Here is a 14275-nt window from a genome sequence, read left to right on the forward strand (position 1 = left end):
ACCTTTCAGCGGGGGCAGGCGACCGGCCCGGCCGCGGGGTCACCGCAGCCGGGCCGTTGCGGGTCGGTACGGGGATCAGCCCGCTGCCTTGACGCCGGCCTCGATGAACTTGGTCCAGGCCTGGTCGTAGGGGACCGAGCCCTGGTCCATGCCCTCGAGCACCTTCTCCACCGAGGTCTTGACCTGGGCGTGCTTCTCGCCGAGGAAGACGGGCAGCAGGTCCTTGACCGAGGCGCCGAAGATCTGGCCGGTCGGCGCGTCGTTGAAGAACGGGTTCTTCAGCTCGGCGACCGCCGGGTCCTGCTGCGCGGTGAGGGAGCTCGGGAAGGCCGCGGCCTCCTGGAAGGCCATCACGTGGCCCTCCTTGCCGGTGAGGTAGTTCAGGACCTCGGCGGCCTCCTTGGGGTGCTTGCTCTGCTTGGGGATGGCCAGGTAGGAGCCGCCCCAGTTGCCGGCGCCGCCGGGCACGGCCGCGACGTCCCACTTGCCCTTGTTGGCGTCACCGGCCGCGCCGGAGACCACGCCGAGCATCCAGGCCGGGCAGCCCATGGTCGCGAAGGCGCCCTTCTTGATCGCGGCGTTCCACGGCGGGGTGAACGAGGCGAGCTTGGCGGTCAGGCCCGCCTCGCTGAAGCTCTTCACCGTGTCGAAGGAGGTCTTGATGGCCGGGTTGGTCTCGATGACGAGCTGGTTCTTCTGGTCGAAGTAGGAGACGTTGCCGTTCTTGGGCGCCTCCTGCGACAGGATCACGTTGTAGAGCGTGTTGGGACCGTCGATGAACTTGGGGTCGGTCTTGCCGGGGTTGGCGGCCTTGAACTTCTCGCCAATCGCCTTGAAGGCGGCCCAGTCCGGCCAGAGCTTGCCGACCTCCTCGCGGTCGGTGGGCAGGCCCGCCTTCTCGAACAGGTCCTTGCGGTAGCACATGGTCATGCCGCCGATGTCGGTGCCCAGCGCGAAGAGCTTGCCGTCGGCGTTGATGCCGTTGTCCCACTTGGCCGCGGGGAAGTCGGCCTTGCGGCTGTCCAGCCCGTGCTCGGCCAGGTCGGTGAAGAACTGGGGACGGGCCTTCATGAGGCCCATCGCGCCCTCGTCCAGGGCGATGATGTCGGCCGCGCCGCTGTTGGCCTGCAGGCGCTGGAGCAGCTGCGGGAGGTAGACGTCCTCGAAACGGTCGGTCAGGTTCTGGTACTTGACCTGGATGTTCGGGTGCGCCGCGTTCCACGTCTCCACGGCCTTGTCGTAGCCGAAGTTCTCGCCGCCGCCGAAGGTGTGCACGGTGATGGTCACCGGCTCGGCCGCGGCGGCGGAGCTGCCGCCCGCGGCGGGCGCGGCGGGCTCGCTGGAACTGCACGACGTGATGGCCAGGGCGGTGGCCGCCATGGCCGCGACGGCGGCGAGCTTGCCGTGCCGCTTGTTGTTCAACATTCCGGACCCCTCTCAGGTGGTCGCCCGAATCATTGGGAGGCGACATCGCGGACCGGTCCCCGACAAACCGGTCCTCGCGACGAGGTCGTTCCTCAATGTGCTTTGGGAGCGCTCCCACGAAGAGTGGACGATGGGCAACCAGGACGTCAATATGCCGAAACTCAACCGTTACATCCGGCCGTTTTAGGCAGGACTATCGGTATGAAACCTGCACAAATGCCTCATAGTGGTTATTGGGAGCGCTCCCATCTCACGGGCATACAGTCGGGGCATTTCGTGTCCGCGCGAGGAGGGGAGTTCGCCGGGGAGCGCCCTCGGGAGGCGTCGGCGTGAGGCTGTCAAGGAGGTGTCAGGACGCCGAAACGCTCCCGGGGGCGCCGCTCGTTCGAGCGACGCCCCCGGGAGCGTGTGGACCTGGCCGCCGACCACCGGAGGGGGCCGGGACGCCCGCGCCGTGGGGGAACGGCGGGCGCGGGCGGCGGCGGGTGCGGTCGGCTGGATCAGGCCGGATGCGGCCGGTGAAGCGGGCCGGGCGCGGTCAGTTGGAGTAGACGGGGTAGCCGTAGCCGACGATCTGGGAGACGGGCCGGACGCGCTGCTCGACGTCGCCGTTGCCGGTGTTGCCCTCGATCGTGGTGATCGTGCCGTCCCCGTTGTCCTTCTTCACGAAGCCGACGTGGTCGATGCCGTCGATGCTCTTGCCACCGGCCCAGTCGAAGTAGGCGACCGCGCCGGGGGTCGGGATGGTGCCCCAGTGGCCGTTGTCCTTGAACCACTTGGCGTGGGCCACGGTGTAGGCGTCCCAGCCCATGGTGGGGCGGATGCCGGCCATCTCGCCGACCCAGGAGACGAACATCGCGCACCAGGGGGCGTTGGCGTAGTCGTACACGGTGTTGCCGCCGTCGCGGGCGAGGGTCTCCTTGGCGCGCGGGCTCGACATGTACCAGGAGTGGAACTTGGTCCCGCCGCCCGCGGAGTTCTCGCGGATGCCGATCTGCTTGGAGGCGATGTCCAGGACCTTCGCGGCGGAGACCTTGGGAAGCCTCTCGGCCACGATCTGCAGCGGGGTCTTCGCGGCCTTGGCGTCCTGGGCCTTGGTGTCGACGGGCGGGGCGTTCACGACGCCGTGACCGTCGGCCGCCAGGGCGGTACCGGTGGCGCCGGTCGCCAGGGCGACGCACGCGCCCATGATGGCGCAGGCGGCGCGGGGGGTGGAGATGAGGCGATGCTTGGTCATACGGGGGTTCGACTCCTTGCTTCGCTTCCATTCCGCCTACCGGGTTAGCTGACGGGTTCGGGCTGGGAAGTGCCCTACGGCGCACAGGTGCGCTGATTCACCCCAGGAACGTGGTTCCCCGGTTCCGCAGACCTCGCGGATTCGGCGGCCGTGCTCACCTTCGGTGGAGGGGCTCCACCAGGTGGGACACAGTCGGGCAATGTGACGGCAATGCATAGACCTGGATAGACCTAGACAATTGCCATGAACAGGACGAAGGTACGTCAGGAGGGCAGACGATTACAAGTAGGACATATTGCCTTGACTTGGGAATACGTCTGAATCGGGCCGGTGTTGCGGGGTGCCGTCCGGCCGTCGGGGTGGGCCGCGACGACCTTGGCCGTACCTCTCCACGGCGGACGGGCGGACGTCGCGCCGATGCCGGGATCCCCTGCCCCGACGGCGATCCGGGTTTCCCGGACCCGCCCGCGAGCCGCCTGCCGGGGGGTGCTATGACGCGCGAGCGAGGCCCTCGGGTAGGGGTGGTGTACCCGGTCAAATTTCGAACAGATATTCGATGGTAAAAAGTATTCCGATGGTAGAGGTTCCCCCATGAACGGCCCGGGGGCGGCGCGCCGGGTCCGGTGGCACCGGCCCCGCGCCTGAGGGGGTTTGCGCAGCTCAGAGCGGTTGTGGAGGGTCGCGGGCGGGCCTCGGCGCCCGGAAGGTAAAGAGACGTGCCCGCGCGGAGGTCCCGAGGGGTTCCGTGACCCCGCGAAGGTAAAGGCGCCGAGTAAAGGAACACGCTTTCCCCGAGCCTTCGCCGCGCCCGCGGGCAAAGTCCTGGCGATCATCAACAGACGCGCGTGGTCGGCTGTTCACCCGCAGTTCCCGGGCGCTTAAGGACACCGGGTTAGGTTGTGGCAGTCGTGAACGGGTCATCGCCCGGCGTGGAGGACGGCCGAGACCACGCGCGGGATCAGGGTTCGGCCGTTGCCTGGGTGGAGTCCCCGCTGCAGATGCTCTGCGCGGTGGAGGCACATCATGCAGGGCTGCTCGGCGCCCACAGCCACCTCGTGCCCAGGGCGAAACTCCGCCCGCTGGCCGTGACGGGCCGCGAGCTGGGCCGTCTCACCCTGCCGAGCGGGCTGGAGCTCACCGCGGCCCGGCAGGACATGCCCAGGCCGCGCCGGGGCGAGACCTGGGTGGTGGGCGACGCCTTCTCCGGCAAGGTCCAGTTCCGCTGGCTCACCGCGCTCCCCGGCCGGATCGTGATCGTCGACGACGGGCTCGCCACCATCAGGCTCCTGGAACTGCTCACCGGCAGGGTGGGAACGCCCCTGCTGAGGGCGAGGGCGAAGGCCGGAAGGCTGAGGACCGTCCTCGGCGCGGCGGCCGGGCTCAGGCTGCGCGCCGCCGCCCGCTCGGGACGACTGTCGATCTTCACCGCGCTGCCCGTGCCCCCCGACCTGGCGAAGGCCGTACGCGCCGTGGGAGCCGAGCTGGTCACCCACGACTTCGCCTGGCTGCGGTCCCAGCCGCTGCGCGGGCCCCGTCCCGAGGAGCGCACCGTCGTCCTCGGCACCTCGCTGGTCCGCAACGGCCTGATCCACCGCGACCGCTACTTCACCTGGCTGGCCGGGCTCGGCTCGGCCGGTCCGGTGGCCTACTTCCCGCACCGCCGCGAGGACCCCGACGACCTCGTCCGGGTCGGGGAGCAGCCGGGGATCACCGTCTACGACGGCGGGACCCCCGCCGAGATGACCCTGCGCGGCCTGGCCGCCGAGCAGCGGGTGCTCAGCCTGCCGTCCACCGCGGTCACCTCCCTGCGGGTCCTGCTCTCGGCCCGGGGCGTCGCCGTGGAGACGGTGGACGTCCCCGACGAGTGGTGGACGGCCGAGGCGGCGCCGTCACTGCGCTCCCACCTGTCGAGGTTCGCCCATCAGGACACGGGAGTCTCCGGGTCATGATCCCGCGGCCGATGCCCGGCGGGCCCGCCGGGCGCGGGGCGTCTCTCCACGAACGAATCCTCTCCACACACGAAACCGCGCGAAACCGGGGATTCCCCGCCGGAGGTTCTCTTTGAAGGTCCTGGCCGTGGCCGACTCCGACTCCTACCTCAAGTGGGCGGCCTGCCTGCTGAGGGACCTGCCCTCGGGCTGCGAGACGGAGCTTGCGGTCATCCGTACCCCCATCACCCCGTCGCCGGCGCAGATCCACGCGGCCGTCGCCGGTTCGGCAGCCGACCCGCCCGTGCTGTCGGCCCGCGCGCTGCGCCGGACCGCGGAGCGGCTGCGGCCCGACGTGGTGCTCGTCGCCTGTACGGGACCCGTGGTGGACGTGCTGGTCGGAGAGGTGCTGGCCGGGCTGCGACCCCGGCCGGTGTTCGTCTCGGGACTGCCGGGCATCTCCGTCCCCGCCACCGAGAAGGCGTGGCTGTTCCGCAGCGGGTGCGACCTGTTCGTGCTGCACAGCGGCCGGGAGGTCGAGGAGTTCTCCGAGATCGGCCGGCGGCTGGGCGGGGGCGGCCAGATCGGGCTGGCCCGGCTGCCGTTCCTGCGCGACGGCGTGGAGGTCGCCGCCACCGGGCCGCGCGACCGGGTGGTGTTCGCCACCCAGGCCAAGGTGCCCAAGCGCAGGGAGGAGCGCGAGCGCGTCCTGCTCGCCCTGGCCGAGCTGGCCCGCAGGCGGCCGGACCTGGACGTCGTCGTCAAGCTCCGCGCCCTGGACACCGAGCGCCAGACCCACAACGAGCGCCACCACTACCAGCGCCTGTGGCAGTCGCTCGCCGAGGAGGGCCGGGTGCGCGCCGAGGCCGTGCGCTTCGCGGTGGGGCCGATGCACGAGCACCTGGCCCACGCGGCCGGGTTCGTCACCGTCAGCTCGACCGCCGCGCTGGAGGCGATCGCCCAGAGGGTGCCGCTGCTGGTGCTGTCGGACTTCGGGGTGGGCGCCGAGATGATCAACCTGGTCTTCGAGGACAGCGGCCTGCTCGGCACCCTCGACGACCTCTCCGCCGGGCGGTTCCTGGACCCGGACGACTCCTGGTGCAAGGTCAACTACTTTCACCCAGGCGGCGAGAGCGACTGGGTGTCGCGGATGGTCTCCCTGGTCGGGCAGGCCCGCTCCGGGCGGCTCGTCCCGGCGAGTTCCCTGCTGGAGGGCCCCGAGTACGCCGCCGCCCGCCGCCGCGCCCGCATGCGCGTGGAGGTCCCGCCGAACGTGCTGCGCGTCGGCTACCGCGCCAAGCGCCGGATGCGCCGCTACCTCAAGGCGCTCGGCTAGGAACGGCGCCCCGGTCCGGGGTCGCGGACCGGCGACCTGTCAGCGGCGCAGGGTGAGCCGGAAGGTGCAGCCGTCGCCGGTGGGGCGGGGCGGGTCCAGCGTGAGGTCGCCGCCGTGGGCCAGCGCGATCTGCCTGGCGATCGGCAGGCCGAGCCCGGTGCCGGGGACGTCGCGCCGGCCGCGCCAGAAGCGCTCGAAGACGTGTTCCCGCTCGTCGGCGGGGATGCCGGGGCCGTGGTCGGTCACGGTCACCGCGGCCCCGGCGCCGGTGACCTCGACGGCGATCTCCACCTCCGACCCGGCCGGGGCGTACCTGATCGCGTTGTCGACGAGGTTGGAGACCGCCCGGCTCACGGTGGGCTCGTCGACGGAGCACACGGCGGCGGGCGGGCCGGTGACGGACAGGCCGACCCCGTTCACGGCCGCCAGCACGCCGGCGTGCTCGACGACGTCGCGTACCAGGGCCACCAGGTCGGACGGCCGCCGGTCCACGGCGCGGGCCCGCGCGCGGGCGTCGACCAGCAGGTGGTCGATCGTCGTCCGGAGCCGTTCGGAGGCCGCCCGCGAGCGTTGCAGCCCGCGCCGGTAGATCTCGACGGTGGGCGCGGGGTGGCCGAGGAGCACCTCGGCGTTGGTCATCAGGATCGACAGCGGTACGCGCAGCTCGTGGCTGGTCTCGTCGATCAGCCGCCACTGCGTCGCGGAGGCCTGTTCCAGCCGGTCGAGCATGGCGTCGAAGCTCGCGGCCAGCGCCACCACCTCGGCCGGCCCGTGGTCGAGGGCGATGCGACGGCTCAGGTCGGTCCCGCCGATCTCGTCGGCCGCCGCGCGGATCCGCTCGATCGGGGCCGTCGCCCGGCCCGCCCACCACCAGGCCAGCGCGGCGGCGGCCGGGGCGAGGGCGAGGACGGTCCAGGTGACCCACGCCGACCCGTGCGCGGACACGGTCCGCGTGCTCTCCACGCCGTCGATCACCCAGGAGGTCGTCTCGGTGTCGGTCACCAGGATCACGCCGAACAGCAGCAGGGCCGGAAGGTAGATCGCGAGGAATCCGAGCACGGCCAGGCGCGCGCGCAGCGACCGCCAGGGACGGATCATGACGAAGCCCCCTTCAGCCGGTAGCCGGCGTTGGTGATCGTGACGATCAGGGGAGGATCGCCGAGCTTCCTGCGCAACCGGCTGAGGATGACCCGCACCGAGGCGGTGAAGGGGTTGGCGTGGGCGTCCCACACGTGCTCCAGCAGGTCCTCGGCCGAGAGCGTCACACCGGGGTGGTGCATGAAGTAGCGCAGCAGCGCGTACTCGCGCGAGGTGAGGTCGAGCTCGACGCCGGATCGCCAGACCCGGTGGGCGGCCAGGTCGAGTTTCAGCTCGCCCACCCGCAGGACCGATCCGAGCTCGTCGCCGCGGCGGCTCAGCGCCCGCAGCCGGGCGACGAGCTCGGTGAAGTGGAACGGCTTGACGAGGTAGTCGTCGGCACCGGCGTCCAGCCCGGCCACCCGGTCGGCGACGGCGTCGCGGGCGGTCAGCACGAGCGTGCGCCGGGGCCGGCGCAGGCCGGGGTCGAGGGCGAGCCGGCGTACGAGGTCGAGCCCGTCGCCGTCGGGCAGGGAGAGGTCGAGGCAGGCCACGTCGTAGTCCGTGGTCCGCAGCGCCTCCTCCGCCTCGCGGCGGGTCGTCGCCAGGTCGACCGCGTACGACTCGTTGCGCAGGCCGAGGGCGACCAGCTCTGCCAGGTCGGGGTCGTCCTCGACGACCAGGATGCGCACGGCGCGTCAGCCGGTCCGACGGGCGGTCGACGTCCCGTCCGCCCGGGAGACGACCAGCTTCCGGTCCCGGAGGGAGAGGCTCACCGCGGGCCCCGTGCCGGCCGGGTCGTCGGGGTGGTAATAGCCGTTTCCGGCGGCGACGAAGGTCAGCCTCGGGGCCCTCGCGGGAACCTCGGCCGCCTCGACGCCCCCGCGCTCGTTGACGGAGTACCAGCCGAGGACCCGCCGCGTTCCCGCGGTGATGGTGACGTAGGTGCGAATCTCGCCGCCGCCGACCACGGTGCCGGCCAGGGTGACGTCGCCCAGGGGCCCGAAGGAGGCGGTCAGGGCCTCCCGCTCCTCGCGGCCCTCCCGCGTCCGGCCGGCCAGCAGCGCCAGCACGCGCTCGTCGTGCCCGCGCGGGCCGCCGCCGGGCTCGCGGAGCTCGCGGGGCGGGAACAGCGCCGCGACGGCGTCGGGGCCGGTGGCCGAGACCGTCACCTCGCCGGCGGTCGCGCTCACGTCGAAGGAACCCCCCGTCTCCAGCTCGTACGTTCCGACGATAGCGGCGAGATCGCCGCCGTCGCGGGGCGCGGCGGTGACGGCGGGGGTGGGGGTGGGCAGCGGGCCGCCGCCGAGCAGGGCCGGGCCCACCGCCCGCAGCAGGTCCTCGGCGCTCACCTCCGGCCTGTTGGCCGCCATCGCGACGACCCGATCCTGCCCGGGGACCCAGGCGACGGTGGTGTTGTGGCCGATGTCGCCGCCGCCCCCAGCCGTGGCCAGGAACGGTTCGCCGAACAGCGACTCGTCGAACGCCACCCACCCCGGGGTCTCGGACCTGCCGCCGTCCAGGTCGTGCCCCGGCCTGCCGACGGCCCCGGCCGACTCGCGGGAGAGCAGCCGCCCGGTGAACAGCGCGTGCGTCCAGGTCGCCAGATCCCGCATGGTCATGGCGAGGCCGCCGTTGCCCTCCACCGCCCAGTACGGCCCGCCGAAACCACCCGGGTGGCCGGTCGTGCCGTTCTCCAGGCGGCCGACGGCCCGGGGGCCGGTCACGGCGGGCTCCCCGTCCCAGAATCCCCCCGCGACCCGTCCGCCGGGCAGCCGCAGGATCCTCTCCGCCAGGTAGGCGCGGAAACTCCGGCCGGACGCCTTCTCGACGATGAGCGCCAGCAACGTGTAGCCGGCGTTGGAGTACAGGTAGCCGTGGCCCGGCTCGAACGCCTGCTCCAGCGCGCCGATCGCGGCCACCGCGGCGTCCCGGCCGAGCGGCTCGTGGTCGCCCTTGGCGTGGGAGCCGTTGAGCCCGCCGGTGTGCAGCAGCAGCTGCCTGACCGTCGCCCCGGCCACGGCGCCGTCCAGCTCGGGCAGGATCTCTCCCGCCCGGTCGTCGAGGGACAGCCTCCCCTCCTCCACCAGGGCGAACACGGCCGCCGCGGTGAACGCCTTGGTGACCGACCCGACGCTGAACACCGTCTCCGGGGTGTTCGGCCGTCCGGTGGCGTCGTCCGCCGTGCCGTAGGCGGCGAGACACTCGACCGTGCCGCCCCTCAGGATCGCGATCGACCCGCTGAACCCGGCCGCGGCCCACGCGCGGAACGCCGTGTCCAGCCGGGGGGCGCACCGCGTCGCGGCGGCATCCGGGGTGGTGTTCGCGGAGGCGTACGGGGTGGCGTCCGCGGTCTTTCGCGGGCGCGGGCCGGCCGGGCCGGTGCCACACGCCACCAGGGCCGCCGCCAGCACGAGGGCCGTGATCGCCGGAAGAGATCTGCGCATGAGGGCGAAGCTAGGCCTCCCCTTGCAAACCTGGTGTGAACGGCTCCGCGACCACGCGCGTTCACCGGCCGTCGCGGCGAGCCGCCGGGTCTAGGGGAACGCCTTCGACAGGCGGTCGCGGAGCCTGCCCAGGGTGCTCCGTTCCCGGGCGGCGGTGGTCCGGGGGGCGATCAGGTCCAGGGCGCCGAGGCGCTGGCGCTTGAAGTAGCGGGCGGGGCCGTGCGCCTCCAGGTAGGCGGCGGCGCTCTCGCGCAGTTCCGGATACACCTCGGCCTGCATGCAGTAGCCGACCGCGCCCACCAGGGCGGGAAGGTCCACCGGCGGCGGCTCCTCCAGCGAGCCGTCCGCCGACAGGCGCGGCAGCAGGGCGTCGGTGACGGTGGCGGGGATCCGGTTGCTGTTCTCGTACGGGGTGAGCCGCTCCAGGACCAGCTCGCCGCCCACCGTCGCCACCGGGAGGCCGAAGTACCGGCTCGCGGTGATCAGGGCGGTGGAGAAGCAGCCGACCACGAGCTCGGGCCGCAGGTCGGCGAAGCACGACTCCGCGGGTACGGTCTCCGCCACCACCTCCAGCTCGACGCCCAGCTCGGCGGCCGTCTCGCGCAGCCGCCTGGCGTGCCCGCGCCCGGCGGCCGGGTGGGGCTTGAACAGCACGCCGCGAAACCCCCGGGCGGCGAGGCCGCGCAGCATGTCGTCGTGCAGCCGCGCCTCCTCCTCGGGGGTGACGAGGTCGAGGGCGGACAGGTACTGCCCGAGGATCATCGCCCGGCCCGAGGGAGCCTCGCCGGTTCTCGCGGTGCGGCCCGGGAGCGCGTCGCCGGCCGCTTCGCCGGTTCTCAGGGTCCGGTCCGGGAGCGTCTCGCCGGTCTTCCCGCTCCGGTCCGGGAGCGCGGCGCCGGTCTCCCCGCCGACCTCGCCGATCACGTCGAGGAAGGCCCGGTCGGGGATGATCTCGGCGGGGACCCCGTACTCCGACAGCAGCAGCGGCGTCAGGCCGGGGACCAGGTCGAGGTGGAGCAGGCGGGTGATCCGGCCGGAGATCTCCAGCGGCAGCGGGTCGCGGGTCGGGCCGTAGCTCATCAGGCCGTCGGAGTAGACCGAGATCGGGCAGTCCTTGACCAGCCCGCCCAGGGTCCTGGCCGGGGGGACCGCGATGGACTCCAGGATCAGCTCGGCGGGCCCGTCGCCCAGGGACAGGTGCGAGCCGACCAGCCGGCTCAGCATCGGCACCTCGATGACGCGGGCCTTCCAGTCCGAGGGGTGCAGCGGGGCCACGATCTCGTTCCACGAGTACAGCTCGTCGAAGTGCGGGCGCAGCGCGGCGAAGCCGGGGGTCTCGTCCAGGGGCGGGGTGATCTCGGGGATGGCCGCGTTGTTGGACACCAGCAGGATCCGGCGTCCCTCGCGGGGACCGAAGCGGTCGGCGTCGACGCCCGCCGCCAGGGTCATCGCGCCGAACAGGGTCGAGGCGTAGAACAGCTGCGTCATCACCCCTCCAGGAGTCTCTGCAGGATCTGGTCGCGTTCCGGATCCAGGCGGGTCTGGGCGAGCAGGTCCGCGGGGAACCGCCTCAGGGTCGCGGCGCCGCGCTCCTCGAAGCGGGCGCGCAGCTCGGGGGAGAACCGCTCGCCCATCTCCAGGTGATGGGCGAGCAGCGCGCGGAACATGCGCACCGCCTTGGGCGTGAACTCCTCCTCCAGGCCCTCGAAGACCAGGTCGAAGGCGTCGAAGAAGTGCAGCTGCCTGGCGTCGCCGATCTGGGTCAGCGAGCCCGACACCATCCGCCGGTAGAACAGCCCGGCCAGCGACACCACCGCGAACGAGCCCGCGGCGCGGTGCAGCCGCCAGATCCACGGCCTGTCCTCGGCGGTGTGCAGGTGCCCGGGGAAGGTGAGCAGGTCGCCGAGGTCGCGGCGGTAGATCCCCGCCCAGGCGTACGGGTAGTCGACCATGGTCTTCGACCGGGCGGGCAGGATGTGGTCGCGCGGCTTCAGCACCACCTCCCGGGTGGCGAGCGGCGCCCGGTGGATCACCCGCTTCCTGCCCTCCACCTGGACGTGGTCGACCCGGACGAAGTCGCAGCCGAGCCGGTCGATCGCCCCGACCAGGTCCCCCAGATATCCGGGCGCGAGCCAGTCGTCGCCGTCCATGAACGTCAGGTAGCGGCCGGAGGCCAGGGCGACCCCGAGGTTGCGGGCGTCGGCGAGCCCGACCGGCGCGTCGTTGTGCAGCACGACCAGACCGGGCAGGTCGTCGCGGAAGTCCTCGACGATCTGCCCGGTCGCGTCCGCGGATCCGTCGTCCACCACGATGAACTCGAAGTCCCGGCGCGCGTTCCTGACCAGCGAGGTCAGCGCGTCACCGATGTAGGCCTCCGCGTCCCGCACCGGGACGACGACGGACAGCTTGATCAAGTTGTTCTTCCCAATCCAGGTGATCGCAGGGGCGCAGGGTCGCGGGGTCAGACGGTGACGCGGCGCAGGCGCGACTTGGGAGCCTCCTCGCCCGGGAAGACGCGCTTGACGCCGTCGCCCAGGGCGGTCTCGATGATCCGGATGTCGCGGACCAGGTGCTCCAGCCCGGCCGGCTCCAGCGAGGCGGCGTGGTCGGAGCCCCACATGGTGCGGTCGAGCGTGATGTGCCGCTCCACGGTCACCGCGCCCAGGGTCACCGCCGCGAGCGAGATCTGCAGGCCGCGCTCGTGGCCGGAGTAGCCGACCGGCACGCCGTACCGCTCCTGGAGGGTGACGATCGCGCGGAGGTTGGCCTCCTCGGGAGGCAGGGGGTAGGTGGAGGTGGCGTGCATCATCACCAGCTTGGAGGTGCCGAGGATCTCCACCGCCTTGTCGATCTCCTCCAGCGTGGACATGCCGGTGGACAGGATGAGCGGCTTGCCGGTGGAGGCGAGCGCGCGCAGCAGCTCCAGGTCGGTCACGCTGGCCGAGGCGATCTTGTGGGTGACCACGTCCATCGACTCCAGGAACTCCACCGACGGCACGTCCCACGGGGAGGCGAACCAGTCGAGGCCGCGCTCCCGGCAGTACTTGGCGATCTCGGTGTACTCCTTCAGGCCGAACTCGGTCCTGATCTTGTACTCCATGTAGGTCATCTCGCCCCACGGCGTCTGCCGGATCTGGTCGCGCTGCTCCAGCGGCACGCAGATCTCCGGCGTGCGCTTCTGGAACTTGACCGCCTGGCAGCCCGCCTCGGCGGCCACGTCGATCAGCTTGCGCGCGATGTCCAGGTCGCCGTTGTGGTTGATGCCGATCTCGGCGATCATGTAGACCGGCTGGCCGGCGCCGACCAGCGCGTCGCCGATCTGGACGGGCTTGGCGACCGGGGTGAGCCGCAGCTCGGCGCGGGGCGCGGGGGCGGGGGCGACCTCCTCCAGCGGGCGGGCCGCGAGGACCCGGTCACACAGCTCCCGTACGGCTCCGGCCCCTCCGGGCCTGGTCAGCACGGTCCTGGCGGCGGCGCGGACCTTGGGGTGGGCGTCGGGGACGGTGACGGGCCAGCCGACGTCGCTCATCGGGCCCAGGTCGTTGACGTCGTTGCCGACGTACGCGACGCGGGCCGGGTCGATGCCCTCGATGGCCAGCCAGTCGCGCAGCACGGTCCGCTTGTCGGTCAGGCCCTGCAGGACGGGCACGCCGAGCTTGCGGGCGCGGGCCGCGACCACCGGGTTGTGCTCGGTGGACATGATCATCAGCTTGACGCCGGAGCGGCGCAGCAGCGAGATGCCCATGCCGTCGGAGCGGCTGACCGCGACCATCTCGCGGCCGTCCTGGTCGACGTAGGCGCGGTCGTCGGTGTGCACGCCGTCGAAGTCGGTGATGACCGCGTCCACGTCGATCGGCTCGGGCTCGTCGACGAAGGGCGCCAGCGCCCGTACGATCTCCAGGTCCTCGGGGGTGTCGATCTCGATGGCGTGGCGCGAGGGCACCTGCTGCACGGCGACGGCGCCGAAGAAGCGGTGGCCGTTCTCGCGCAGGCCCGCGGTGCGCATCACGTAGAACGCGCCGGTCTCGCGGAAGTGCGGCTCGCGGTCCTGGCGGCGGGGGCGGTGGGACGGGTCGTGGTTGACGCCGGCGCCGCTGGAGCTCCACAGGAACTCGTGCGTCTCCAGCCCGGAGAACACCACGTCGGCGCTGCCGTCCAGCACCTTGGAGATGGCGCTGTCCAGGTCGGCGGGGTCGATGAACGCGCTGGTGCACTGCACGAGGATGACCACCTCGGGGACCTCGGACACGTGGTCCAGCGCGTGCAGCACGGCGGACTCGCTGGAGGCGGTCGAGCCGCTCAGCTCCTCCGGCCGGTCGATCACGGTCGCGCCGGCGGCGCGGGCCGCCTCGGCGATGCCCTCGTGGTCGGTGCTGACCACGACCTCGTCGACCAGCTCGGCGCGCACGCAGGCCCGTACCGCACGGGCGACCAGGGGACTGCCGCCCACCGCGGCCAGGTTCTTCAGGGGGACCCCCACCGAACCTCCACGGGCGGGGACAACGGCCAGGACTCGCAAGGTGGCTCCTCAGACATACGGCGAACGCCCCTGAGCTGGGGTGTCATTGGAACCTAGCCACGGGGGTGACCGGAATGGGGTGTCTGAGTTGAACGTCCAGAGTCGCCCGTCTTAACTTTCCGCGCGACCGGGAGCGCCAGGCTGAGAGCGCCGTGAACGGCACAGGACAGCACAAGAACGACGCGGGGCGACACGGGACGACACGGGGTGGCAGGCAGGGGCACGGGGTGACGGCGGGCGGCGCGCCGGTGATCCCACGGGTGGCGACAGGTGGCGGGCAGGTGATCCGCGGCCCTCGGGTGGCCC

General features: G+C 72.2%; 10 protein-coding genes and 1 riboswitch. Of the genes, 2 read left to right on the forward strand and 8 right to left on the reverse strand.

Annotation, left to right across the window (positions count from 1 at the left end; translation table 11 throughout):
- Positions 1-75: 75 nt before the first annotated feature.
- The gene (locus ACFYWM_RS03410) at positions 76-1425 is read right to left on the reverse strand and encodes an ABC transporter substrate-binding protein (protein WP_389907964.1); all 1350 of its coding nucleotides are present in this window, start codon (positions 1423-1425) and stop codon (positions 76-78) included.
- 538 nt (positions 1426-1963) lie between these two features.
- Positions 1964-2662, reverse strand: a complete 699-nt coding sequence (locus ACFYWM_RS03415; protein WP_389907966.1) for a CHAP domain-containing protein — start codon at positions 2660-2662, stop codon at positions 1964-1966.
- A gap of 18 nt (positions 2663-2680) precedes the next feature.
- Positions 2681-2819, reverse strand: a riboswitch (cyclic di-AMP (ydaO/yuaA leader).
- 853 nt (positions 2820-3672) lie between these two features.
- Between ACFYWM_RS03415 and ACFYWM_RS03420 the strand changes: the two genes are divergently transcribed.
- On the forward strand, positions 3673-4611 hold the full coding sequence (locus tag ACFYWM_RS03420; RefSeq protein WP_389907968.1) for a hypothetical protein: 939 nt from the start codon (positions 3673-3675) through the stop codon (positions 4609-4611).
- Positions 4612-4723: 112 nt separating this feature from the next.
- The gene (locus tag ACFYWM_RS03425) at positions 4724-5926 is read left to right on the forward strand and encodes a DUF6716 putative glycosyltransferase (RefSeq protein ID WP_389907970.1); all 1203 of its coding nucleotides are present in this window, start codon (positions 4724-4726) and stop codon (positions 5924-5926) included.
- Positions 5927-5965: 39 nt separating this feature from the next.
- Here ACFYWM_RS03425 and ACFYWM_RS03430 read toward each other — a convergent pair whose 3' ends face one another.
- The 6 genes from ACFYWM_RS03430 to ACFYWM_RS03455 all read right to left on the reverse strand — a co-directional run bounded on the left by ACFYWM_RS03430 (position 5966) and on the right by ACFYWM_RS03455 (position 13969).
- Positions 5966-7024, reverse strand: a complete 1059-nt coding sequence (locus tag ACFYWM_RS03430) for an ATP-binding protein (protein ID WP_389907972.1) — start codon at positions 7022-7024, stop codon at positions 5966-5968.
- Positions 7021-7695: a response regulator transcription factor gene (locus ACFYWM_RS03435; protein WP_389907974.1), complete on the reverse strand. Its 675-nt coding sequence runs from the start codon at positions 7693-7695 to the stop codon at positions 7021-7023. The genes ACFYWM_RS03430 and ACFYWM_RS03435 overlap by 4 nt, the downstream gene beginning before the upstream one ends.
- 6 nt (positions 7696-7701) lie before the next feature.
- Entirely contained in the window at positions 7702-9450 is a 1749-nt protein-coding gene (locus ACFYWM_RS03440; protein WP_389907976.1) for a serine hydrolase domain-containing protein, read from the reverse strand.
- A gap of 90 nt (positions 9451-9540) precedes the next feature.
- A complete protein-coding gene (locus tag ACFYWM_RS03445; RefSeq protein WP_389907978.1) occupies positions 9541-10938 on the reverse strand; it encodes a polysialyltransferase family glycosyltransferase in 1398 nt (465 codons plus the stop codon).
- Positions 10938-11864, reverse strand: a complete 927-nt coding sequence (locus ACFYWM_RS03450) for a glycosyltransferase family 2 protein (RefSeq protein WP_389907980.1) — start codon at positions 11862-11864, stop codon at positions 10938-10940. Before ACFYWM_RS03450 ends, ACFYWM_RS03445 begins: the two co-directional genes overlap by 1 nt.
- 47 nt (positions 11865-11911) lie before the next feature.
- Positions 11912-13969 carry an N-acetylneuraminate synthase family protein gene (locus tag ACFYWM_RS03455; protein ID WP_389907982.1) on the reverse strand — a complete coding sequence of 686 codons (2058 nt, stop codon included), beginning with the start codon at positions 13967-13969 and terminating at the stop codon, positions 11912-11914.
- Positions 13970-14275: the final 306 nt, after the last annotated feature.

It is taken from the genome of Streptosporangium sp. NPDC002721 (assembly GCF_042888905.1).
Classification (GTDB): Bacteria; Actinomycetota; Actinomycetes; order Streptosporangiales; family Streptosporangiaceae; genus Streptosporangium.